Source organism: Pseudomonas halotolerans, assembly GCF_039581215.1.
Taxonomy (GTDB): Bacteria; Pseudomonadota; Gammaproteobacteria; order Pseudomonadales; family Pseudomonadaceae; genus Aquipseudomonas; species Aquipseudomonas tehranensis.
Genome location: NZ_JBCNTJ010000020.1, coordinates 18,686 through 44,087, shown reverse-complemented (window position 1 = coordinate 44,087; position 25,402 = coordinate 18,686). Strand labels below are relative to the sequence as shown.

The 25,402-nt window shown below is 61.1% G+C and carries 13 protein-coding genes; 5 read left to right on the top strand and 8 right to left on the bottom strand.

The window, feature by feature from the left end:
• The first annotated feature begins 26 nt into the window (after positions 1-26).
• Genes AAIS01_RS22750 through AAIS01_RS22740 form a run of 3 tightly spaced genes read left to right on the top strand, consistent with a single transcriptional unit; the run spans position 27 to position 11,853 of the window.
• Entirely contained in the window at positions 27-4,574 is a 4,548-nt protein-coding gene (locus AAIS01_RS22750; RefSeq protein WP_343470814.1) for a Tc toxin subunit A-related protein, read from the top strand.
• Positions 4,571-9,058 (top strand): SpvB/TcaC N-terminal domain-containing protein, encoded by a 4,488-nt coding sequence (locus tag AAIS01_RS22745; RefSeq protein WP_343470813.1) that lies wholly within the window; start codon positions 4,571-4,573, stop codon positions 9,056-9,058. Before AAIS01_RS22750 ends, AAIS01_RS22745 begins: the two co-directional genes overlap by 4 nt.
• Positions 9,055-11,853, top strand: a complete 2,799-nt coding sequence (locus AAIS01_RS22740; RefSeq protein ID WP_343470812.1) for an RHS repeat-associated core domain-containing protein — start codon at positions 9,055-9,057, stop codon at positions 11,851-11,853. Before AAIS01_RS22745 ends, AAIS01_RS22740 begins: the two co-directional genes overlap by 4 nt.
• A 67-nt stretch (positions 11,854-11,920) precedes the next feature.
• Here AAIS01_RS22740 and AAIS01_RS22735 read toward each other — a convergent pair whose 3' ends face one another.
• From AAIS01_RS22735 to AAIS01_RS22720, 4 genes are all read right to left on the bottom strand, one after another.
• Positions 11,921-12,289, bottom strand: a complete 369-nt coding sequence (locus AAIS01_RS22735) for a glyoxalase superfamily protein (RefSeq protein WP_343470811.1) — start codon at positions 12,287-12,289, stop codon at positions 11,921-11,923.
• Positions 12,290-12,413: 124 nt separating this feature from the next.
• Positions 12,414-13,886, bottom strand: a complete 1,473-nt coding sequence (locus AAIS01_RS22730; protein WP_343470810.1) for an N-acyl-D-amino-acid deacylase family protein — start codon at positions 13,884-13,886, stop codon at positions 12,414-12,416.
• Between the two features lies 1 nt (position 13,887).
• Complete coding sequence (locus AAIS01_RS22725; protein WP_343470809.1) at positions 13,888-14,748, bottom strand: MurR/RpiR family transcriptional regulator; 861 nt, start codon at positions 14,746-14,748, stop codon at positions 13,888-13,890.
• Positions 14,749-14,775: 27 nt separating this feature from the next.
• Entirely contained in the window at positions 14,776-16,125 is a 1,350-nt protein-coding gene (locus tag AAIS01_RS22720; protein WP_343470808.1) for a GntT/GntP/DsdX family permease, read from the bottom strand.
• 413 nt (positions 16,126-16,538) lie between these two features.
• Here AAIS01_RS22720 and AAIS01_RS22715 point away from each other — a divergent pair, with 413 nt between their 5' ends.
• A complete protein-coding gene (locus AAIS01_RS22715; RefSeq protein ID WP_343470807.1) occupies positions 16,539-17,984 on the top strand; it encodes a SulP family inorganic anion transporter in 1,446 nt (481 codons plus the stop codon).
• A 109-nt stretch (positions 17,985-18,093) separates the two neighbouring features.
• Positions 18,094-18,303 (top strand): DUF2788 domain-containing protein, encoded by a 210-nt coding sequence (locus AAIS01_RS22710; protein WP_343470806.1) that lies wholly within the window; start codon positions 18,094-18,096, stop codon positions 18,301-18,303.
• Here the strand turns inward: AAIS01_RS22710 and AAIS01_RS22705 are convergent.
• The 4 genes from AAIS01_RS22705 to AAIS01_RS22680 form a co-directional block, all read right to left on the bottom strand.
• Positions 18,298-18,864 carry a pseudouridine synthase gene (locus tag AAIS01_RS22705; protein ID WP_171061311.1) on the bottom strand — a complete coding sequence of 189 codons (567 nt, stop codon included), beginning with the start codon at positions 18,862-18,864 and terminating at the stop codon, positions 18,298-18,300. The two genes, AAIS01_RS22710 and AAIS01_RS22705, sit on opposite strands and share 6 nt — an antisense overlap.
• Before the next feature lie 158 nt (positions 18,865-19,022).
• The gene (gene amn / locus AAIS01_RS22700; protein ID WP_343470805.1) at positions 19,023-20,522 is read right to left on the bottom strand and encodes an AMP nucleosidase; all 1,500 of its coding nucleotides are present in this window, start codon (positions 20,520-20,522) and stop codon (positions 19,023-19,025) included.
• A 551-nt stretch (positions 20,523-21,073) separates the two neighbouring features.
• Positions 21,074-22,723, bottom strand: coding sequence for an acyl-CoA dehydrogenase family protein (locus tag AAIS01_RS22685; RefSeq protein WP_343470804.1), 1,650 nt, complete (start codon positions 22,721-22,723; stop codon positions 21,074-21,076).
• A 74-nt stretch (positions 22,724-22,797) separates the two neighbouring features.
• Entirely contained in the window at positions 22,798-25,182 is a 2,385-nt protein-coding gene (locus AAIS01_RS22680; RefSeq protein ID WP_343470803.1) for a 7TM diverse intracellular signaling domain-containing protein, read from the bottom strand.
• Between the last annotated feature and the right edge of the window lie 220 nt (positions 25,183-25,402).

Sequence of the window (25,402 nt, the reverse complement as noted above, 5' to 3'; positions counted from 1 at the left end):
CCAATTCAAATTCAAGGACTGAATAGATGACCGATGCCATAAAAAAGCAGCTCGATGAACGTCTGCGCGACGCATTGTTGGCGCTCTATCTGAACAACGTCGCCCCCGCCAATGCCACGCGGCTCAAGAGTGCCCATGACCTCTATGAATACTGGCTGCTCGATGTGCTGGTCAGCCAGGATGTGCCCACCACGCCGGTAGCTTGTGCGATTGCCAGTCTGCAGCATTACATCAACCGTATATTGATGAATCTGGAGCCCGGCTACGACCCGGAGGACTTCACCGCCGACCACCGGCAGACGTGGCGCAACGAGATGCATCAGTACTCCACCTGGGCCGCCCACCAAAAGTTGCTTTACTTCCCCGCGACTTACCTGGACCCAGTTCTGAGCGCTAACAGCAGCGATAACTTCCAACAATTGGAAAACGCCCTCAACCAGAACCGGCTTCAACCCGAGGCGGTTCAATCGGCGGTCCTGGCCTACCTGGCTCGATTCGAAGAAGTGACCAACCTGGCGGTTCTCAACAGCTATATCGATGGCGAGGACTTTGCCAACAGCACTTACTACTTCATCGCCAAATCCCGCACCGAAAACACCTACTACTGGCGCTCGCTGAACATGGCGCAACGTCCGCTGGACAGTACGTTAGCGCCCCCCTCCAAACAGGATCAGCCGGATCCGTACGCCTGGTCGGACTGGGAAAAAGCCGATGTGCCCATTTCCGAAAGTGCGGTCGAACACTCGATTCGTCCTGTCTGGTTCAACAATCGGCTGTTCGTTGCCTGGGCAGAATGCATTCATCAGGACCCATCAGCCGTCAACACCGACGCCTCGAACGCCAACGCCCTTCTACCGACTGTAACCCATCCTCTATTGCGATTGAGCTATTGCTTCAAAAAGCAGGATGGCCGTTGGAGCACCGCGCGAGTTGGCCTGCAAGGGTATTGCGAGGACAAGGTACTTGCCAGTCAGAGCCTGGAGGCAATCAGGCCGTTGATAGGTACTGTTGCGGTGCAGCTTCACAACACGGCACGAGACTCGCTCTGTCTCATACTGTGTGCCAAGCGCCCCAATGCCGACGCCAACGCCACGTCGGCGAAGACGTTCAGTTTTAGCAAAACGGTTTTTGTCGATAAAAATCTCGGCCATGATCCGAACAACGCGGTTTCTATGGAGCAAACGGAGACAGAGACAGAGACAGAGACAGAAACGGAGCCTGGTCCAAATCGCAGCTCCATTGAGGATGATCTCATCGGTCTTCACGATCAGCGGATCCAAACCAAACTGTCCCTTGTGAAAATAGAAGGTGCTGCCACCACCCTGCCAAAGAACATCGTTAATACTCTTCCCAGCGTCGATGACCAACTGAACGGCGTCATCGTCAGATCCGCCGACGCGACCCATTATCTGTCGTTCAACGCCGACAACGCATCGCTCCCCCCGACCGTGAGTAGAGTTAAGCTCTACACAGGCACCTTAGAGTTTAATCTAGTGCCGCCTCAAGAAAGCTTACCGTCCTCCGCCTATATTCCCCTGGGTGATGATTCGAAGCTCACTATGACACTAAGACCCGGGGCCTTCTATGACGAATATATATTGTCATTCGGCAATATGACTAATGTACTCATAGACAATGAAGAATCGCAAAGTCTTACGCTGCCATGGAATCATGATTTAAGTGGCAAGTTCATTTCCGTTGCGGCGGTCCGATACTTGATCGCCGCCACAAAAAATAACCGTTTGGCTAATGTCCCCATGACCTTCCAAACACCAGAAGAGACTTTTAACATCCCGGCTATCGTTAATTACCAAGAAGAGCTTTTATATAGGAGATATATCGTCTTCCGTCAGCCAGACACATTGGATCCTGACTCACTTACCTTTGAAGACCTGAAACCTGTCGCGACGACTCCCCTGGTAACGCAGTTACCGGCTCTCTATGAATACCCGCTGCACATCGAAGAACTCACTGAACAGGGCACTACCTTATTTTATGGGGTTGCGTTAGCCAGTCCTCGCGAACCGGAAAAGACCGTTTCCTTCGCCCTCAAAGCGATCAGGCTCAACCTGGCCCCTGCACTCTCCCTGCCTCCCGGCATCACTTCCCTACCGACACCCAACCTGGGCACTACCCAATTCATCGACTTTTCCAAGTCCGCCATCAAGAACAGCGACGGCAGAAGCCAAAAGCGCCAACCGATCAGGCTGAACACCGTATTCGCCGCAGAGTTGATCCGGCGTACCGAAAACAGCCTGGACGAACTGTTTGACTGGACGACTCAACACCTGCCGGAACCCACACTGCCCGATGCCCCAAGCAACAGGATGGACTTCCATGGGCCATACGGTCGTTACTTCACCGAACTGTTTCTCTACGTGCCCTGGCTGGTCGCCCATCGCTTGAACGCCGAGCATCGGTATGAGGAAGCTGAACGCTGGCTCCGCTATGTCTTCGACCCGGGCCGCAAGAAGGCCGAATGCTGGAGAAGCGTTCCTTTGCTCGACGATGACATGCCTTCGTATTCCCACCAGGCTCCCCACGATCCCCATCAGATTGCCCGCAGTCATCCCGTGCACTTTCGCAAGGCCCTGTACTTCCTGTACCTCGACATCCTGACCAACCGAGGCGACGCCGCGTATCGCGAGCTGACACCGGACAGCCTCAGCGAGGCAAAGCTCTGGTACGTCCGGACACTGGAGCTGTTGGGGCCACGCCCGGTCGTTCAACCAGCCGATAACTGGACGGCCGTCAGCCTAAACGGCTTGAGCACCGCGAATAATGATGACCTGCGCCGCTTTGAAAACCGGCTACCTCTCCCAACCACCAGCCCGCCGTCGCTTGCGCAGGAAGGCCGTACGCAAGCGGCCTTGGCAGCGATCGATAACCCGTATTTGCGCGTGCCATTCAATCCGCAATTGCTCAAGTGCTGGGATGTTGCCGACAGCCGCCTGTACAACCTGCGGCATAACCTCGACATCGCTGGCAAGCCGCTGCGTTTGCCCGCATTCGCAGCTCCGCTGCACCCTCGCACCTTGACCAATGCCGGTGTTCCGAATACCCCGGCCGGCGCCACGCCCCACTTGCCGGCGGTTCAAATCCCCCACTATCGCTTCACCGTCATGCACAGCCATGCCCAGAACGCCGTGGAAAGCCTCAGCCAGTTCGGCGCCACGTTGCTGTCGCTGATCGAGCGCAAGGAGCAGGCCCAGTTGCAGGAGCTGCAACAACAGCAAGCCTGGGACCTGGCGAAAATTTCCGTCGACCTGCAGCGCCAGGCCTTGATCATCGACCAGCGCAATCGCCAGGCACTGCTGGCCAGCAAGGCGATTGCCCAGGGCCGGATCAATCACTACCAACAATTGCTGGACAACGGTATCAGTGGCGCCGAGACCCAGGCCTGCCAGTTGTACTTGAACAGCGGTGCCTCCGAGCTCTCGGCATCGGACGCCCAGGTCACGGCGGGCGGCCTGATGATGGCTCCGAACATCTTTGGTTTCAGCAATGGCGGCATTCGCTGGGAAGGTGCCATGCACGCGGCTACCGCACTCGCCCAAGGAGCCGCCATCGATGATCGTACGGCGGCGGCTCACCTCGATCGCACGGCACAGTTCAATCGTCGCGGGGAGGAATGGACCCTGATTCGTGACCAGGCACAACTCGAACTGGCCCAGATCGACGCACAACTGGCGCAATTCACCGAACAGGAAACCGCCACTCGCCTGCAACTGCGCCTGGCCGAATCGACCCTGGGCCAAGCAAAGGCCAACTACGACTTCCTAAGCAAACGCTTTACCAAGGCACAGCTGTACCAATGGCTGAACGGCCAATTTGCCGCGCTGTATCGTCAGGCCTACGACGCCACGCTGTCGCTGTGCCTGGCGGCCGAAGCCTGTTGGCAGTATGAAATCGCCGACTTCGACACACGCTTCATTCAACCTGGCGCCTGGCATGCGACCTATCGCGGGCTTGGCGCTGGCGAGTTGCTGAAGATGAACCTGTTGAAGATGCACGCCGAATACCTCCAACGTCACGAGCGGGAACTGGAGATCCGCAAGACCCTATCGTTGCGGCAACTGAAGGACAAAACCGCGGCCAGCCCCATCAACAAGGAATGGTCGCAATTGCATGCCGACCTGAAGCAAGGCGGGTGCGAGTTCGAATTGACCCACCCATTGTTTGAAGACGACTACAAGGGCCAGCGACATTACCTGCGGCGCATCAAAACCATCAGCGTGACCTTGCCCACCGTCGTCGGCCCTTATGAAAACATTCGAGCCACGCTGACCCAGACCGCCAGCACGGTGTTCCTGTCGCCGGGCGATCAAGGCCGGACCATGGAGAGCTGGCGCGCCAACCAGCAGATCGCCCTTTCGACAGGTGTCGACGACAACGGTCTGTTCACCCTGAACTTCAACGATGATCGCTACCTGCCGTTCGAATACACCGGCGCGATTTCCAAGTGGCAGTTGACCTTCCCGAACCCCGAGGCCCAAAAAGACCTGCTGGAGTCACTGACCGACGTCATCGTGCACGTGAGCTATACCGCCAGGGTCGGTGGAGGTGTGCAATGAATGAACACGCCCCGCTGCCTGTCACCGCACCGTCCCTGCCCAAGGGGGGCGGTGCCATTCAAAGCATCGGCAAAGGGTGGAGCCCCGTCGGCGCCCAGGGTACGGCCTCCTATGAGATTGCCCTGCCCATTTCGCCTGGGCGTGGCTTTGCGCCGCCCTTGACCCTGAGCTATCTCAGCTCGCTCGGCAATGGTGTGTTCGGCATCGGCTGGGGGCTGTCATTGCCCTGCGTGGCGCGCCGTACCAGCAAGGGTGTACCGGCGTATACCGAGGATGACGAGATCGTCGGCCCCTCCGGGGTGGCGTGGCTACCCGAACGCGATTCACAAGACGTCATCAGCGCAATCCATATCGACCACTACAACGATCTGGACCTGGGCACGAGGTACTCCGTCACACGTTACTTTCCCAGGATCGAAAGCCACTTCGACCGAATTGAGCATTGGTCCTCGCAAGGCGATGAGGCCGGGTTCTGGCTGGTACACAGTGCCGACGGCAGTCTCCACCTGTTTGGCAAGCACCCGACAGCACGTCGCGCCGATCCCCAGGACACGAGCCGTATCGGCGAATGGCTGCTGGAGGAGAGCCTGAACGCCCACGGCGAGCACATCCTCTACCAATACAAGACAGACACCACGGCCCAACGCTATCTAAGCCAGGTCAGCTATGGCAATTTCAAGGCCGACGCCCATCTGTACGCGTGGACAGCGGATCGGCTCGCGAACGTGCAATGGCACTTCGAACTGGTGTTCGACTACGGCGAACGGACCACCGCCTACACAGAAAAACCGGCGTATGAGGGGCAACAGTGGCAAGCCCGTGGCGATGCATTTTCCAGTTTCGCCTACGGTTTTGAGTTGCGCACCGAATGGCTGTGTCGCCAGGTCCTGATGTTTCACCGTTTCCCCGAGGAACTGGGCGCCGCCCCCGTCCTGGTGCGGCGTTTGCTGTTGGATTATCGCCAGACACCCCTGGGTTACCAGCACTTGAGCGCCGCCCATGACCAGGCGTTCGGCGAAGGTGAAGCCGCCGAAAGCCGACCGCCCGTCGAGTTCAGCTATAGCGCCTTCCAGCTTGCGCCTGAATCCCGCGGCTGGCGGCGTTTCGAGGACATGCCGGGGCTTAACGACGGCCGTGCCTATCAACTGGTGGACTTGTACGGCGAAGGCCTGCCGGGGGTGCTCCATCGAACCGAAAACGGCTGGCATTACCGCGAGCCCGTGCGGGCCAGTACCCAAGGCAACGACGTGGCCTACGGGCCGTGGCAAACGCTGCCCCACATCCCGGCGACCGACACGGCCACACCGATGCACCAGGCCCTGAGTGACTTCACGGGGGACGGTCGTTTGGACTGGCTCATCGCCCAGCCGCAAGTGAGCGGCTTTTTCACCCTCGATGCCAAACGAAGCTGGTCGGGCTTCGCCACGTTCAATGCGCTTGCACCCGAGTTTTTCAGTCCCCAAGGGCAGTTGGCCGACCTGATGGGCGCCGGGCTCGGCGATCTGGCGGTGATCGGCCCGCGCAGCGTTCGCCTGTACGCCAACAAGCGGGAGCGCGGCTTCTCCCCCCCGGTGGAAGTCCCTCGCGAGGAAAACGAAGACGCCCTGCCCCTATTCAATGCCTCAGCCGGCGAACTGGTGGCTTTCAGCGATGTACTGGGCAGCGGCCAGCAGCACCTGGTACGTATTCGTCACAACGAAGTGAAGTGCTGGCCCAACCTCGGCCGCGGGCGTTTCGGCAACGGCAGGGTGCTGGACTTCCCTGGGCTGGCCTACGACAACTTCGACGCCGCGCGTATCCGCCTGGCGGACCTGGATGGTTCCGGCGCTGTCGACCTGATCTATCTGCAAGCGGACCGGGCCCTGATTTTCATGAACCGCGGCGGCCATGGTTTCAGCCCCGCGGTCGCCCTGCCCTGGCCGGAAGGCCTGCGCTACGACCCTCTGTGCCAGGTGAGCATCGCCGACCTGCAAGGGCTCGGTTGCTCCAGCCTGATCCTGAGCGCGCCGCACATGACACCGCGGCATTGGCGCTACGACTTCGTCAGCGCCAAACCGTACCTGCTCACCGGCATCCACAACAACATGGGAGCCGACCAGCGCATCCGCTACCGCAGCTCGGCCCAGGAGTGGCTGGATGAAAAACTGCAGCGGATGACGGACGGCAAGCCCCTCACCTGTCGCTTGCCCTTGGCCCTGCACCTGGTTTGCGCTCAGACCCAAGTGGATGAAATAACCGGCAATCGACTGACCCAGGCATTCTCCTATCGCCAGGGTTACTACGACGGCATCGAACGTGAGTTTCGGGGCTTTGGTCTGTTGCTGCAAACCGACACTGAAGCGAGCCCCGGCGACACAGACGTCCAGGCCTTCACCGCTGCATGCCTGAAAAAGACCTGGTTTCACACCGGGCGAAGGGTGAACCTGCCACGCAATGGCTACAGCCGGGCAGACAAGCAAGCCGTGCCACTGGGCAAGACCTTGCTGTGCCACCGGCCGCCAGAGTCGTTGCAGGATCGCATCATTGCCTCGCCAGATGCGGCGACCGAACTGGAAATGTCCCGCGCGCTGTGCGGCCGGGTATTGCGCAGTGAGGTGTTCGGCATCGACAGACGGCTGAAAACCACCCGCCTGTATTCGGTGGAGGAAAACCGTTATGGGCTGCGCCTGCTGCAAGCGCCCGACAGCGTTCGCCGGCACGCCCGATTGCTGCCCCTGCTGCTGGAGTCCATCCGCTACCAGTACGAAGGCATCACCGATGACCCGCAATGCCGGCACACCCTGAACCTGCAACACGACCGGTACGGCGCGCTGACCCACAGCGTGGACATCCACTACGCCCGACGAAAAACCGCCAGCGATACACCGCCGTTCAGCGACACCGACCCGCAACAGTGGTGGCGCGATGCGCATGACCCGGCGCAGCAGCTCTACTATCTGAACGAAACCCGTGCCGAATTCATCCACTTGCAGGCGCCCCAGCAATGGCGACTCGGCCTGCCTTATCGCCAGCGCACCCAAGCGTTGCAACGCCCCAAGCGCCCTGAAGACGAGGGGTTGAGCCCACGGGACCTGTCTTTCGAAACGCTCAGCGAACTCACGAAACAAACAGCCTGGAAAACCCAAGGCGTGCTGACCGGCTTATCCGTGCAGCGCTACAGACACGCGTCGAGCGCAGCGACCCTGCCGGACGGCGTCGCCGATTTTCAGGCCCTGGTCGATCATCTGGAAAGCGCCGAGCTGGATGAAACGGCCTTGGGCGCCTTCCAATTACTGCCACAGGACAGCCGCCCCAAAGGAAAACTATTGGAGCGAATGGGTTATCACCGAATGAGCGATTTTTTTCTCGGCACCGCGCCGGAGAAAAAACTCTGGTCAGTCAAAAGCGCTTTCACCACCTACGCGCCATTGGCGGGCTTCTACAAAACCAGGACCGTACAACCGAGCAAAAGCCAAGGCGTGTGCGAGATAGGCCATGACCCATACGCTTGTGTTGTCACCACCTTCAAACTGCCCGACGGCTGCACCACCCAGGCGTTCTACGATTACCGTTCACTCCAGCCCCTGCGCATCATCGACCCCAACGGTCACGTACAAGAAGGCCTGTTCGATGCGTTCGGCCAAGTATTGGCGACCTCTTTCCATGGTGACGAGCATCACACGCCCGTGGGTTTCAAGCCGCTCGCACAGTTCAAACGGCCACCGTTCAGCAGCCCCGCGGCCGCCATCAGCCAAAGCGGGGACGCTCTGCAAGACGCCGCCATGACCCTCTATCACGCGCCCTTCAGTTGGATGGGGCGTGTCTCGAAGGTTGCCCGGGCGGACAGCGACTGGCTGGCGCGTTGCGTGGGCAACGGCGACCTGCTGCCCGGCGGCCATATCCGCGCATCGGCCCGAGCCCGCCTGGCGGAGCTTCAGACACTCTCCGCCGACGACCTCAAGCTGAAACACGAAATCGAAGCCGCGCCCCGTGAACCGATACACATCGCCACGCTGGTCGCCGACCGCTTCCCGGATGACGACCAAAGACAAATCCGCATCGCCGTCAGTGGCTTCGATGGCTTCGGGCGAACCCTGCAAAGCAAGCAACTCGTCGAACCGGGCCAGGCTTACGTCGTCGATGCCAAGGGCGACCTGACGCTGATGGACCAAAAGCCCAAGGAACAGATCGCAGCCAGGCGCTGGCGCGTCAGCGAACGGGTGGAATACAACAGCAAGGGCCTGGCGGTGCGTATCTACCGCCCTTATTTCGCCGACCGGCACAGCCATATCAACGATGCGTCCTTGCGCCAGTCCGGGCATTTCGACCAACACTTCTACGACCCACTCGGACGCCCCAGCCACGTGTTACTCGCCAGGCAAAATGGCCTCGTTTATAGGCGTCGGCATACACGTCATCCCTGGTACACCGTGGACGAGGACGAGAATGACACGCTGCAGGAAGTCCTGTCCGAACACGCCGCCACGGCCGGAGGTGGCGCATGAACGCACGCCTTCATCACAGGACACCCACGATCAACGCCGTCGACGGCCGTGGCCTGCCCGTGCGGCAAATCGCTTACTACCGGCGCGACGCCCAGGCCCCCTCCCAGGCGCGCATTGCCCAGCAAGACTATGACGCGGCGGGACGAGCGGTGGCGCAGCGTGATCCTCGACTGTTTGCCAAGGCGACGGGCGGGGCAAACCTGCGAACGGTCTTCAGCTTGTCCGGCAAGACGCTGTTGCTCGACAGCATCGATGCCGGGTGGCGCCTGTACCTGCCTGGCGATGCCGGGCAGATATCGCACTGCTGGGATCAGCGAGGCACCTATTGGCGAACCACCTACGACACACAACTGCGCATCACGGCTGTCCATGAGCAAGCGGCAGGCGACGTGCCGCGCAGGGTCGAATGCCGGCATTACGGCGACAGTTCGCCAGAGTTCGCGGTGCATAACCGCTGCGGTGCGCTGATCCGTCACGATGACAGCGCCGGCACCCTGCTGATCCATGGCTATGCGCTTTGCGCCAAACCTCTCAGCCAGACCCGGCACCTGCTGGCCACCGCCGAACGCCTGGACTGGCCCGCGCAGGAGATAGACCGTGATCGCTTGCTGGAGCTGGGGAACGGCTACACCACGAGCTGGCGCTACGACGCCCTCGCCGAGCTCATCCAGCAGACCGATGCCGCCCAGCACCAGCAGCGCTACTCGTTCGATGTCGCCGGTCAGCTCAAGTCCGTGGGCCTGCAGATAAGCAACACGGCGACCGAAAAAGTCATCATGAGCGATCTGGTCTATAACGCGTCCGGCCAGATCGAGTCCCAGACGGCCGGCAACGGGGTCGTCAGTCGCGCCGTGTACGATCCGGCCAACGGTAGACTGACCGCCCTGCGCACGTCGCGGGCGGCCAGCACCTTGCAGGATCTGCGTTACACCTACGACCCGGTGGGCAACGTGACGCAGCTGGAGGACATGGCCCAACCGGTGCAGTTCGGCAATAACCAGCGGGTCGAAGCCTGCAGCACGTTCGCCTACGACAGCCTTTACCAATTGATCAGTGCGACGGGCCGCGAGGCCGCCGGATTGACCAGCCCCCCGGACCTTCCAGCCCTCGGCAAAACACCCATCGACCCCAGTCAGCTATTCAACTTCACCGAACATTACGAGTACGACGCCGGCGGCAACCTGATTGAGTTGCGTCATCGTCGCGACGGCAACCACTACACCCGGACCTTGAACGTGGCCGCGGCGAGCAATCGCCTGCGCGCCTGGAACAAAGGCCAATCGACACCCGACGTGGCAGTGGGCTTCGATGCCAACGGCAACCAGCAGGCGCTTGCCCCGGGCCAGGCGCTGACATGGAATCTGCGCAACCAGCTCGACGGCGTGGTGTTGGTGCGGCGTGAAAACGCTGCCGATGACATCGAGCGCTATCGCTACGACAGCGGCGGCCAACGGGTACGCAAGCTCCAGACAACCCTGGGCGCAACACGGGTTCATACCCGGGAAGTCCGTTACCTGCCGGGCCTCGAAATTCGCACGCGCGATAATGAACGCCTGGAAGTCATTACCCTGCAAGCCGGTCGCTACAATGTGCGCTACCTGCACTGGACCGAAGGCCGACCGTCCGGTATCGCCGCCAACCAGATTCGCTATGGCCTTGGCGATCACCTGGGCTCCAGCTCACTGGAACTCGACGACCGGGGTGGTTTGATCAGCCAGGAAAGCTACCTGCCCTACGGCGCAACCGCGTGGCAGGCCTCCCGCTCGGCCGTGGAAGCCGACTACCGGACCCTTCGCTACTCCGGCAAGGAACGCGATGCCAGTGGCCTGTATTACTACGGGCAGCGGTACTACGCGCCGTGGTTGCAACGCTGGATCAGTCCCGACCCGGCAGGGGCGGTCGATGGCTTGAACCTGTATGGCATGGTGGGAAACAACCCCCTCAGGTTTGTCGACCGCCAAGGGTGGATGAAGGAGGATTTCATCCAATGGATGAAAGAGGATGGCCACGCCCGTTCCCTGAAAATGATGCAGCCGCCACCGACGAAACACGCTAAAAAACGTGCCGGCACTTATCAGGAAGGTCCTCCAGACCCCGACGCCAGCCCCAGTTTCAGCAAAACCAAACGCAAGGAGCTGGTCGTTCACTCCCATGGCTTAGTCGAGGCCTTGGGCGTGGGCCTCAACGAGTTCTACAATCTCACCGGGCCTAAATCCGGCCCGGAGGGATACCGCGGCGTAGACAAGGCGTATGACGGCGCCGCCCAAAGCGAAAGTTTCTACCTGAACTTCGGAAGCTACAGGATCGGCAATACCCACGATTACCTGGCCGACTTGGCCGAACGATACAGCGCGACGAAAAACGATCCGATCCATAGAATCGAACTGGATCTTGACGAGTTAAAGAGCGAGCCGACGCTGAGCAGGACCATCGAGGATGTCCATGAACTGCAGCAATACACCCAGAACCTCATCGCCGCGCACATCGAGAAATCCGACAACATTATTCCCACGCTCACGGGCGGGCCAGGGGCGCACGGAGAAGTCCGCCTGATCAACTCGGTCGTTGCGCTCTACCCGGGTCAAGCTGAAATGAAGCTGTCGAACACGCGACTGTTCACCCACAAAATAACCGGCGTGGACAAACCGAAACCTTTCATTGCCTGTTTCAATTGCAGCGGCATTATCCCGGAAAGCGTCAGTATCCAAACGGGGCGCCACGCTATGGACTATGCGAAATACAACGAGCATGTCTTGGGTATCAATCGTGCTCCGCGCCCTGGCCTCAGTCCCTGACTGAGCCAGGCCCGTTCAAACCTGCTCGGACCCTGCCTGGCCAGGAGGATTCGAGCAGCGGCGCCTCTCAGACACTGATCGCATTGGTAAAGACCAACCGATTCCCAAACGGATCGACCACCGTCATGTCCTGGCTACCCCAGGGCATGGCCTGGATCTGTGGGTGAGCGTAGCGATACGCCTTGTCCTGCAATTGCTGCTGGAATGCTTCCAACTCATCGGTCTCGATCCGCAATGCCGAACCCGGCGTGCAATCGCCATGGTGCTCGCTCAGGTGCAACACGCAGTCGCCACGGGAGACCTGCAAGTACAACGGGAAGTTTTCACCGAAGCGATGTTGCCAGTCGACGGTAAAGCCCAGGAAGTCGACATAGAACGCCAACGCCTTGGTTTCATCGAAGATCCGCAGGATCGGGGTGGTTTTACCGAAGCTCATGGGTTGCTCCCTGGCTGAAAAGACCCAGTTTAGATGGGTTGACCCCAATGCTTCGGCCTTGAGCCCGGCTTCTTTAGTGTCGCAGTGCCATTATTGTGGCGCCAATTTACCCAATATCAGCCGCTTACACGTCAATCGCTGGACCAAACCCGTGGCGCAGATCGCCCTCCCGCGCCAGGAACCGCCCTTCCCGACGCCCGTTTGCCTGCCCTTCGCAGTAGCTCAGGATTCCATTGACCCACACGCCATCAATCCCTTCGGCAGCCCGTTGAGGTTCGTTGAAGTCGGCCACGTCGCGAATGGTGTGCGGGTTGAACAGCACCAGGTCCGCCCAATGCCCCTCACGGATTTCCCCTCGTTGCTTGAGGCCGAAACGCGCCGCTGAAAGGCCAGTCATTTTGTGCACAGCGGTGTGCAACGGAAAAAGCCCGACGTCACGACTGAAATGTCCCAGCACCCGTGGGAAAGCCCCCCACAAGCGCGGATGGGGAAACGGGTCTTCGGGCAAACCGTCGGAACCGACCATGGACAGCGGATGGGCGAGGATCCGTCGGACGTCGTCCTCATCCATGCCGTAGTACACCGCGCCAGCCGGTTGCAGGCGCCGCGCCGCCTCCAACAGCGACACCTGCCATTCGCCGGCGATGTCGGTCAGGTCGCGTCCGCCCATTGACGGGTGAGGTGTCGACCAGGTGATGGTGATGCGATGGGCATCGGTCACCTGTTTGAGATCCAGGGTCGAGGAGCTGGCCGCATAGGGATAGCAGTCACACCCGACCGGATGGGTTTTCGCCGCGTTCTCCAGCGCCGCGAGCACCTGCGGACTGCGCCCCCAATTACCGGCACCCGCACATTTGAGGTGGGAAATGATCACCGGGCTCCGGGCGTGACGGCCGATCTGGAAGGCCTCGTCCATGGCCTCGAGCACCGGTTCGAATTCACTGCGCAGGTGGGTGGTGTAGACCGCACCGAATGCGCTCAGCTCTTGGGTCAGTTGCATCACCTCGTCGGTGGAGGCCGAAAAGGCGTTGGCGTAGGCCAGGCCGGTGGATAACCCCAGTGCACCGGCCTCCAGACTTTCGCGCAGTTGCTGACGCATGGCGGCGATTTCTCCCACGCTGGCTGTGCGCAACAAATCGTCCATGTGGTTGCTGCGCAGCGCCGTGTGCCCCACCAGCGCCGCCACATTCACCGCCGGCGTGGCCGCCTGCACCGCCGAACGATAATCATCGAAACGCGGATAGGTGAACGCTTGGGCCGTGCCGAGCAAGTTCATCGGGTCCGGCGGCTCGCCTCGCAGGCTCACCGGCGAAGCGCTGATGCCGCAATTGCCGACGATCACCGTGGTCACGCCCTGACTGAGCTTGGGCAGCATCTGCGGTTGGCGAATCACCACGGTGTCGTCGTGGGTGTGCACATCGATGAACCCTGGCGCCAGCACGCGGCCGGCGGCGTCAATTTCTTCAAGCGCCCGGGCATCGCTCAAGTCGCCAATGCGCTCGATGCGACCGGCGCGGATCGCCACGTCGGCGTTGTAACCGGGGGTGTTGCGGCCATCGATGACCACTGCGTTGCGGATAAGCGTGTCGTACAGCATGTCAGTCTCCCAGCGGCAAGTGATCATCGCCGCCGCGGTAATCGTCCAGGGCGAGTTTGACTCGCCGCAGGCGTTCTTGATTGTCTTCAGGGTGGGCCAGCGCCAACTCGGTGGCGAGCACATCGATGGCCAGCAGCATGCCGTAGCGCGCCGCCGTGGGCTTATAAATGAACGAGGTCTCGGCGCCTTGCAGGGGCAACACCACATCGGCCAGTCGGGCCAACGGCGAGTCGGTGCGGGTGATGGCCAGGATTGCCGCACCATAACTGCGGGCCAGCTCAACCGCGCCGAGCAGTTCCGGGGTGATGCCGGTGAGTGAACACGCGATGACCAAATGCTCCTGGCTCAATGACGTGGCAGTGATGCGCATCATCACCGGATCCCGGCAGGCGGCAATCGAGTAGCCGAAACGCACCAGCCGTACCTGCAATTCCTCACCGCACAGCGCCGACCAACCGCCGAGCCCGAACGCATGAATCATCCGCGCCTTGCCGAGCATCCGCACAGCGTCACTGAACCGAGACTCTTCGAATGCCGACAGGTGCTGACGCAGGGTCGTCTCGATATCGCCGACGATCTGCCCATAAAACGCCGATTGCTCGGGCGCGCCGGCGGGGTCGAGAAAACGGCTGCCGACGCCACTGGCCTGGGCCAGTTGCAGGCGCAAGTCCCGCAGGTCGCGGCAGCCAACGGTACGGGCAAAACGCGACAGCGTGGCGCTGCTCACTTCGGCGCGCTGGGCCAGTTCATCCAGACTCGCCGAGGCGGCGAATCCTACGTCGTCGAGCATCAGCCGGGCGATTCTTCCTTCGCCGGCGCTGAAGGAATCCTGACGGGAGCGAATCTGGTAAAGGATGTCCATGACGGCACCTGTGTGGGCGCGTTGCGATTAAAGCAAGCGCGCAAGTCCTAGGGTCAGGCCGAACGCAACCAGGGAGATCAGCGTTTCGAGTACGGTCCAGGTCTTGAAAGTTTGAGTGACAGTCATATTGAAGTATTCCTTGATCAGCCAGAAGCCACCGTCGTTGACGTGGGAAAAAATCACCGAGCCGGCTCCGGTGGCCAGCACCAACAGCTCGGGATGGGGATAGCCCAGACCGATCGCCACAGGCGCGACGATGCCCGACGCCGTGGTCATCGCCACCGTGGCCGAGCCGGTGGCGACGCGCATCAGGGCGGCGAACAGCCAGCCCATGACCAGTGGTGATAGTTGAAATTCCTGGGCCAGGCCGACGATTTGTTGAGTGACCCCAGCGTCCACCAGGATCCGGTTCAAACCACCGCCAGCGCCCACCAGCAACGTGATGCTGGCCGTCGGCGCCAGGCATTCGTTGGTGAACTTGAGGATCGATTCACGGTTGAAACCCTGGGCCAGGCCCAGCGTCCAGAAGCTGAGAAGGGTCGCCAGCAGCAACGCAATCACCGAGTTGCCGATGAACAGCAGGAACTGATTGAAGCCGCTGCCCGGCTCGGAGATCAGGTTAGCCCAACCGCCGATCAACATCAGCATCACCGGCAGCAGGATGGTCCCCAGGGTTACCCCGAAGCCCGGCAGATTGGCCCGGGGCTCGCGGTCGAGGAATTGTCGCTCCAGCGGGTTATCGTCGGGGAGTTGGATGCGCGGCACGATGAATTTGGCGTACACAGGGCCGGCGATGATCGCGGTGGGGATACCGATCAGGATCGCGTACAGCAAGGTCTGCCCCACCGAGGCCTGGAACGCCTGCACCGCCAGCATCGCCGCCGGGTGCGGCGGCACCAGGGCATGCACCACCGAGAGCCCGGCGACCATCGGCAACCCCACCATCAGGATCGACACGCCCACGCGCCGGGCAATGGTGAACGCGATCGGCACCAGCAGCACGAAACCGACTTCGAAAAACAACGGCAACCCCACCAGGAAGGCAATGCACACCATGGCCCAATGCGCGTTGCGCTCGCCGAAGCGCTCGATCAGCGTTTGCGCCATGCGCTCGGCCCCGCCGGACTCGGCCATCATCTTGCCGAGCATCGTGCCCAAGGCCACCACCAGCGCGATGTGCCCCAGGGTCTTGCCCACGCCCGCCTCGTACGCCCCAACCACACTGGACGGCGGCATCCCGGCCAGCAGCGCCAGGCCAATGGACACCAGGGTAATGACAATGAACGGATTAAGCCGGTATCGGGCGATCAAGACGATCAGTGCAATGATGGCGATGGCCGCGTAGACCAACAGCCAATAACCGAATGCAGGGGCCATGCGCTACTCCTCGAATGGGGTCACGTCGATGTGTTGTGAAACTCATAAATCATTTCGACGACGAATCTTCAAACCCACTGAAAGTAATTTTCGCCCACAGGCAAGAAATGTCGCTGACGGACATCGCGATACAGCCGCTATGAAAATCCCGCGCCGGACTTTCATGCACAACCATTCTCTTGTGGCGAGGGGATCTATCCCCGTTGGGTTGCGCAGCAGCCCCAAACCAGGCAACTCGGTGTGCCAGCAAGATTGGGCCTAATGCCTTAGGACTACGGTGCAGCCCAACGGGGATAAATCCCCTCACCACAGACGGCTGGCCGCACCGAGCGCAATTCCGTACCATCCCCAGCTTGTTTTTTGCGCCAAGCCCATGGCAGCCGATGTTCAAGCGCTGCCCAGTCAGGAAAATCATGAAACCAGCACGTCTTCGCGCCGACGCCCTCGCCGGCCTCACCACTTCTTTTGCCTTGCTGCCCGAATGCATCGCGTTCGCCCTGGTGGCCCATCTCAACCCGTTGATGGGGTTGTATGGCGCGTTCATCATCTGCACGCTGACCGCGCTGTTCGGTGGGCGGCCCGGCATGGTCTCTGGCGCGGCGGGATCGATGGCGGTGGTGATTGTCGCGCTGGTGGTGCAACACGGCGTGCAATACCTGCTGGCCACTGTGCTGCTGGGCGGGTTGCTCATGATGGCGTTCGGGCTGTTGCGGCTGGGCAAACTGGTGCGCATGGTGCCGCACCCGGTGATGCTCGGTTTCGTCAACGGCCTGGCGATCATCATCGCGTTGGCGCAACTGGAACACTTCAAGAGTGGCGAGAGCTGGCTCAGCGGCGGCCCGTTGTACCTGATGATCGGCCTGGTGGCGCTGACCATGGCCATCGTCTACCTGTTGCCGCGCCTGACCCGCAGTGTTCCGCCGGCCTTGGTGGCGATCCTGGGGGTGGGTCTTGCGGTCTACTTCTTCGGCCTGCCGACCCGCACCCTGGGTGATATGGCGCATATCGCCGGCGGCCTGCCGACCTTTGTCTGGCCGGACATTCCCTGGAACCTGGATACATTGCGGATCATCGCGCCCTATGCGGTGGTGATGGCGATGGTCGGCCTGCTGGAAACCCTGCTGACCCTGAACCTGACCGACGAGATCACCGAGAGCCGCGGCTACCCGGACCGCGAGTGCGTGGCGTTGGGCGCGGCCAACATGGCCTCTGGCCTGTTCGGCGGCATGGGCGGTTGCGCGATGATCGGCCAGACCGTGATCAACCTGAGTTCGGGCGGCCGCGGCCGGTTATCCGGCGTGATTGCCGGGGTGATGGTGGTGCTGTTCGTGTTGTTTCTGTCGCCGTTGATCGAACGCATTCCGTTGGCCGCGCTGGTCGGCGTGATGTTCGTGGTGTCCCAGCAGACCTTTGCCTGGGCCTCGCTGCGGGTGATCAACAAAGTGCCGGTCAATGACGTGTTGGTGATCATCGCGGTGACGACCATCACGGTGTTCACCGATCTGGCGACCGCGGTGCTGTGCGGCATTATCATTGCGGCGCTCAACTTTGCCTGGCAACAGGCCCGGGAACTGTACGCCGACACGCATCTGGAGGCGGACGGCAGCAAGCTCTATCGCCTGCACGGCACCCTGTTCTTCGCCTCGACCACGCCGTTTCTCAACCAGTTCGACCCGGCCAACGATCCCTCTCAGGTGACGCTGGACTGTCGCCACTTGAGCTTTGTCGACTACTCGGCCATCGCGGCGCTCAAGACCCTGCGTGAACGCTATAGCAAAGCCGGCAAGCATATGCGGGTGTTTCATTTGTCCGAACGCTGCAAACAGATGCTCAAGCGGGCGGGCGTCCAGCACGACTGAAAAGACTGACGAATAGCTGCGACACACCGTCGCAGCCCAATCCTTCGCCCTCTTCCCATGCCGTATACTCGCCCCGCCTTTTCAACCTCGCCCACGCCGGAGTGTTTCGATGGATCCTGTGGTTTTCGAAGAGTGGATGATGACCGGCCTTGTCAGCATCCTGATCATTTTCATGGGTTTTATCGTCTGGGATCTGGCGAAGAAGTCCAAGGCCGGGCGTTTCGGTTCATTCATCCTGTTTTTCGTGCTGGGACTGGGCGTGGCGGCATTCATCATCAAGAGCGTGGTGATCGGCCTGATCGAGACCGGCACCTTATAAACGCGCCGGCACTTCCTTCCACTGGCCCTGATCCAGCCCTTCGAGCGTCCAGTCGCCGATCCTGACCCGCACCAGACGCAATGTCGGCAAGCCCACCGCAGCGGTCATGCGCCGTACCTGACGGTTGCGCCCTTCGCGAATCACCAGTTCCAGCCAGCTGGTCGGCACGCTTTTACGAAAGCGCACCGGCGGGTTGCGCGGCCATAGTTGCGGTTCGTCCAGTTGCCGCGCTTGTGCGGGCAAGGTCATGCCGTCGTTCAACTCCACGCCATCGCACAGACGCTGCAATTGCTCGGCACTGGGCTCGCCTTCTACTTGCACCCAATAGGTCTTGGCCAGTTTGTGGCGGGGGTCGGCGATGCGGGCCTGCAATTGTCCGTCGTTGGTGAGCAGCAGCAACCCCTCACTGTCACGATCCAGCCGCCCGGCGGGATAAATGCCGGGCACGTCGATAAAGTCCTTGAGCGTCGCCCGCCCCTGATCGTCACTGAACTGCGTCAGCACATCGAAAGGTTTGTTGAACAGGATCAGCCTGGGCTCGGCCGGCGGGGCCTTGGCCACACGGCGCGGGGCGGATGCGGGAGGTTTCGCGCCAGGGCGGCGGGAAGCGGGACGTGGCGGACGGGGCATGGCAAACACAACATCTAACGGTCTGGGCCGACCATGCTAGTGGCCCGACCGTTAAATAACCACTGCCCCTTCAACCGGGCATCCGTTGATCAGCGGAACGGCGGCTCGTCGAAGCTGCGCAACTTGCGCGAGTGCAGCGAGTTGAGTTCGGTGCGCAACAGGTCCAGCGCCGCGATGCCGATCTTCAGGTGCTGGTTGACCGCCCGTTCATAGAACGCGTTGGCCGAACCTGGCAATTTGATCTCGCTGTGCAGCGGTTTGTCCGAGACACAAAGCAACGTGCCGTATGGCACCCGCAAGCGGTATCCCTGAGCGGCGATGGTGCCGCTTTCCATGTCCACCGCCACGGCGCGGGACAGGTTGATCAACGGACGCTCCTGGGCCCAGCGCAGTTCCCAGTTGCGATCGTCGTAAGTCAGCACGGTGCCGGTGCGCAGGCGCTTTTTCAGCTCGTCGCCCTTCTCGCCGGTGATGTTCGCCGCCGCCTGCTGAAGCGCCATCTGCACTTCGGCCAGGGCTGGAATCGGAATGTTCGGCGGCACGACCCGGTCGAGAATGCCATCGCGACGCATGTAAGCGTGGGCCAGCACGTAGTCGCCGATGGTCTGGGACTGCCGCAGCCCACCGCAGTGACCGATCATCAGCCAGCAGTGAGGTCGCAGCACAGCCAGGTGGTCGGTGATGTTCTTGGCGTTGGACGGCCCGACGCCGATGTTCACCAGGGTCACGCCATGGCCGTCGTTGGCCTGCAGGTGATAGGCCGGCATCTGGTAGCGGTGCCAGACCACGCCCGCGGCGATCGCCGAGGCTTCGCCGTGATCCATGCCCTTTTCGATGATCACGTTGCCCGGCAGGACCATGCGCACAAAACGCGGGTCGCTGCGCAGTTGTTCCAGGCCATGAACGATGAACTGGTCAACATAACGGTGATAGTTGGTCAGCAGGATCCAGGGCTGCACATGGCGCCAGTCGCTGCCGGTGTAATGCACCAACCGACGCAGGGAAAAGTCCACCCGCGCGGCGTCGAACAACGCCAGGGGCAGCGGGTCGGTGTTTTCCCAGTCGTAGAGGCCGTCGGCAATGCCATCGGTGGCGGCCGACAGGTCGGTACTGGGGAACACTCGCGCCAGCACGGCAGCGGTCACGCCGGAGCCGGCCAGTTCATCACCCTGCTCCACCACGTACGGATACGGGATGTTCTGCTCACTGACACCCACTTCCACGGTGACGGTAAAGTCGTGCATCAGCGGGACCAACTGCTCCAGCAGGTATTTACGGAACGCGGCAGGGTGGGTGACGGTGACGCTGTAGGTGCCCGGCAACTGGACCTTGGCGTAGGCGCGGGTGGTTTGCGGGACTTCGCCATGGCAGTGATAGGTCAGGCGCAGGGCGGGATAGCGAAACAATGCCCGCTGCTGGGCATCCGGTTCGATGCGATCCTTGAGGTACCGCTTGAGCGCCTGGTTCAGCGCAGCGGTCGCACGCTCGTGCAGGGCCGCCAGACGATCCACGGCTTGTTCGGCGGTTTGAACGACAATAAACGCTTCGGTCACGATCAGCTTCCTGTGTTCTGACTTGCAGGCCTTCATCTTGCCTGCAACGTCGCCTGACGGGAACAGTGGCGTATTGGGCGCGATCGATCATTCACCGCAGATCCCACCTTTGACTTCCTATGGCCGCAGAATCTTCATTCACCGCAGGGTCCCCTGTGGGAGCGGGCTTGCTCGCGAAATCGGTGTATCCGTCAGCGCCGATGCTGGATGCGCCGACGCCTTCGCGAGCAAGCTCGCTCCCACCCTTGATTTCCTGTGACCGCAGAATCTTTATTCGTCGCAGATCCCCTGTGGGAGCGGGCTTGCTCGCGAAATCGGTGTATCCGTCAGCAAAGATGTTGAATGTGCCGACGCCAGCTTGCTCGCGAAATCGGTGTATCCGTCAGCAAAGATGTTGAATGTGCCGACGCCTTCGCGAGCAAGCTCGCTCCCACCCTTGATTTCCCGTGGCCGCAGAATCTTCATTCACCGCAGATCCCCTGTGGGAGCGGGCTTGCTCGCGAAATCGGTGTATCCGTCAGCAAAGATGTTGAATGTGCCGACGCCTTCGCGAGCAAGCTCGCTCCCACAAGGGTTTCTTGGTGTCCTTAGAAACCCTGGGGCGTGGAGCGCACCACGATGGCCTCGACATTCAGGCCTCGGGGCAAGGCACCATATGCCCGGCCACCCGAGCCAAGGCGGCTGGTGATGAAGGCATCGCTGACGTCGCTGTTGCCCGCTTCCAGCAACAGTTTGGCTTGTAGTCCCACAGCGATATCTTCAGTCAACTGCCGGGCGCGGTACTGGATGTCATCGGTATCCTTGAACGCCGCGTGCAACCGATCGATGTGGGCAGTCAGGCGTTTGTCGCCGTGGCCGTCACCCAATTCGGTGAACAGCCCTTCAAGCACGCCCGGCTCCTTGGACAGGGCCCGCAACACATCCAGGCACTGCACATTGCCGGAGCCCTCCCAGGTGGAGTTCACCGGTGCTTCGCGGTACAGGCGCGGCAGGATGCTGTCTTCGACGTAACCGGCGCCGCCCATGCATTCGGCGGCTTCGTTGATCATGGCCGGGGCGCGTTTGCAGATCCAGTATTTGCCCACCGCCGTCACCAGCCGCGCGAACTTGGCCTCGTGTTCGTCACTCAAGTGATCCAGCGCCCGGCCCATGCGCAGGCTCAAGGCCAGGGCGGCTTCGCTTTCCAGCGCCAGGTCGGCCAGCACGTTTTGCATCAGTGGCTGTTCGTTCAACAACTTGCCACCGACCTTGCGGTGCGCGCAGTGATGACTGGCCTGGGTCAACGCCTGGCGCATTAGAGCACTGGAACCAACCATGCAATCAAAACGGGTCATGGCGACCATCTCGATGATCGTCGGCACGCCCCGCCCTTCTTCACCGACCATCCAGGCCAACGCACCCCGGAATTCGACTTCGCTGGAGGCGTTGGAACAATTGCCCAGCTTGTTCTTCAGCCGCTGGATATAGAACTGATTACGCGTATCGTCCGGGCGATGGCGCGGCAGCAGGAAGCAGCTCAGGCCCTTGTCGGTCTGGGCCAGGGTCAGAAAGGCATCGCACATCGGCGCCGAGCAGAACCACTTGTGGCCCACCAGCTCATAGGCCTGCCCCGGACCGCTGGCGCCCACCGGATAAGCCTTGGTGGTGTTGGCCCGCACGTCGGTGCCGCCCTGCTTTTCAGTCATCGCCATGCCGAGGGTCACCCCAGCCTTGTGGGCCATGCCGACGTTTCGCGGGTCGTACTCGGTGGCGAGCGCTTTGGGTACCCAGAGCTCGGCCAAGTCCGGTTGCAAGCGCAACGCCGGGATGCTGGCGAAGGTCATGGTCAGCGGACAACCGGTGCCGGCTTCAGCCTGGCTGTGCAGATAGGTCATCGAGGCTCGGGCGACGTGGGCGCCGGGTTGCGGGTGGGCCCATGGCAGGCTGGGCAGACCATGCTCGACGGCGGTGCGCATCAACTGATGGTAGGCGGGATGGAATTCCACCAGATCGATGCGATGACCGTAGCGGTCGTGGCTGGAAAAAACCGGCTTGTTCTGATTGGCCAGAAACCCCGCTTCCATCAGCGGCCCGCCAGCCAGCGCCCCATATGCATCGATCCGTCCTTGCGCCCAGCCCGCTCCGAAACGCTGCGACCACTGTTGCAGCGGCAGGTCGATGCGATAGAGGTTGGCGCCATCCAGGGACGGTGGCTGATTGGTGACCTCGTGGGTTTCGGCGAACTGGTGCAGGTTCATGACAGGGCTCCTTGGTCGGCCAGCAGAGGTTCAGTTAAGCACCGCCCCAAGGCCGAACAAAGTGTCATACCTGCCTAAATGTCGGCGCTTTCACCCTGTTTTGGACACAGCACCCGCCGTTGCAGAATCGTGCGCAACACTTCGAATTTCACCGGTTTGCTCAGGTAATCGGTCAACACGCCCGACGTGCAGCGCTCGTGATTCGGATGGGGACTGATCACAAATACCGGCAGGTCCTCGCAGCCGGCGAGCATACGGATCTGACAACAGACCGCCACGCCGTCCAGCGGTGGCGACTGGCAATCGAGCAGCACCGCGTCAACACTCTCGCCCTGCAGCATCTCCAATGCCGCGCGGCCGCTGTCGGCGGTACGCACCCGGTAACCAAGCTTGAGCAACATGCCGCGCATCACCAGCAGATCGATGCTGTTGTCGTCAGCCAGCAACACCGTGCAATCCTGGGGCAACCGCGCGCTTTCTCGCGGGCTGAACGAGAATGGCGTGGGCGCCTCCACGGGCAAGGCCACTTCCACCTCGACATCCAACTGGAATCGGCTACCGCGCCCGGGTTCGGAGGTGTGGGTCAAGCGCCCGCCCAGCAGCTCCACCAGCTGTCGACAGATCGCCAGCCCCACACCAAGGCCGCCGTATTCCCGGGTCATGGAACCGTCAAGCTGGAAGAAACGCTGATACAAGGTCGCCTCTCCAAGGTCCGTGAAACCAATACCGGTGTCGATCACGGCAAAGGACAGCACCAGCCGATCGAGCCCTGACGGCCTGCCACTGACCCGCAGCGCCAAGCCCCCTGTGCGGGTGAACTTGACGGCGTTGTCCAGCAGGCATTCCAGGCATTGGGCCAACTTGCCACTGTCACCGATCAGCCGGTCCGTCAGGCCGGGTGCCACGTCGACCTTGAAATCCAGGTTCTTGACCGCAGCATTGGCACCGAACTGCACCTGCAAAGCGTCGACCATCCCGCGCAGGCTGAACGGCGCCGGGTAGACCTTGAGCTTGCCGGCCTGCAACTCGGTGAGGGTGAGGATGCCGTTGACCATGCGCATCATGTCCCGCGCAGAACCTGCGGCCGTCTGTTGATACTGGCTCAACTCCTCGTTCATTTCGACGGTCTCCATCAACTCCAGCGAACCGATCACGCCATTCATCGGCGTGCGCAGCTCATGGGTCAAGGTGGCGAGGAATTCATCCTTGAGTGTGTTGCTGTGGGCCAGTTGCTGATTGAGCACTTCAAGTTTCTGCCCGGCGTCGAACAGGGTCTGGGCCTGTTGCTCGCGCATGGCATTGATACGGTCAGCCAGGGCCAGTGACAACAGCGCCACTTCGATGGCCGAGCCGATCTGGCTGGCGTACATGGTCAGGAACACGTTCGGCAGATAACCGAGGACCATCATCGTATTGACGACGCCCCCCAGCAGAAACGCCGACCAGGCGATGATGAAATAACGCGCCACCCGCAGACCGCGCCACCAGGCGAACAGCCCGGCGGCGAAAATCACCACGGTAAACACCAGCGCCAATGCCGTCGCCAGGCGCAAGGCCAGGGCGTAACTGGTCATCAGCGACAGCCCCACCACGACCGCGCTGTAGACGATCAGCGCCAGCAGCAGCCGGTCAAGCCAACGACTGTGTTGCGCGGTTTGCAGGAAGCTGCGCGCAAACTGGCTGCCGAACAGGCCCGCGCAACCGATGAAAAAGGGGGTTGCGGCATTGGCCCACCAGGGGTTGTCCGGCCAGAAATACTCCACGGCGGCACCATTGACCGACAACTGATACAGGCCGAACGAAGCGATGTAGACGATGTAATAGAGGTAACTGGTGTCGCGCACGCTCAGGTAAATGAACAGGTTGTAGACCAGCATCCCCAGCAGTACGCCATAGATGATGCCCAATACGTACAAGCGCACGGGTTGTTGCTCGAGATAGGCCGTGCTCGACCACAACGTCAGCGGCGCCTGGATCGACCCCTGGCTCTGCAGGCGCAGGTACACGGACTGACGTTGCCCGGGTTTGAAGTCGAGACTGAACAGGTAGTTGTTCTGGCTAATTTCACGGCTGGCGAATGGCAAGGCATCGCCGGTCTGGCGAACCAGGCGATACGCCCCGGCGCTATCAGGCAGATACAAGTCCAGATGGTCCAGCGGTGGATAGGCCAACTCCAGCAACCAGGTGCGCTGGGCGTCCGGGTTGCCTGGAAGGTAGTGCAGGTCGACTTTCAGCCAGAACGCCGACCGCGAATACCCGGCGTTCAGTGTGGCTTTGTCATGGGGTTTGAAGTGACCCGCCGCAGCCTCCGCCTGGACCTCGTCGATGGTGGCCGTACCGTCGGTGTCTTCGAACACCTGCAGGGCATGGCCCAAGGGCAGGCTTTGGGTGAACTCGTCGAATGAGAGGGCGCTTGCCAAAGGGGGCAAGCACAACAGCAACATCAGCAAATAGCGCATTTAAGCCCCAGCGTGGCCTGTCCGGTTGAATCAGGAAGCCCCCCATTCCCTGAGTAGACGTAAAACCGGCATTACCTGTTATTGGTTGGATCCACTTCTAGCATAGCCGTTGATGGCCAATTTGCACCATTGAAATTTTTCCTACAGATGGCTCTAGAACGGGCGTTCCAGCGCCAAGCATTGAGCTAGAGCTGTTGCTTTGGTCAGCGTGCAATACAGC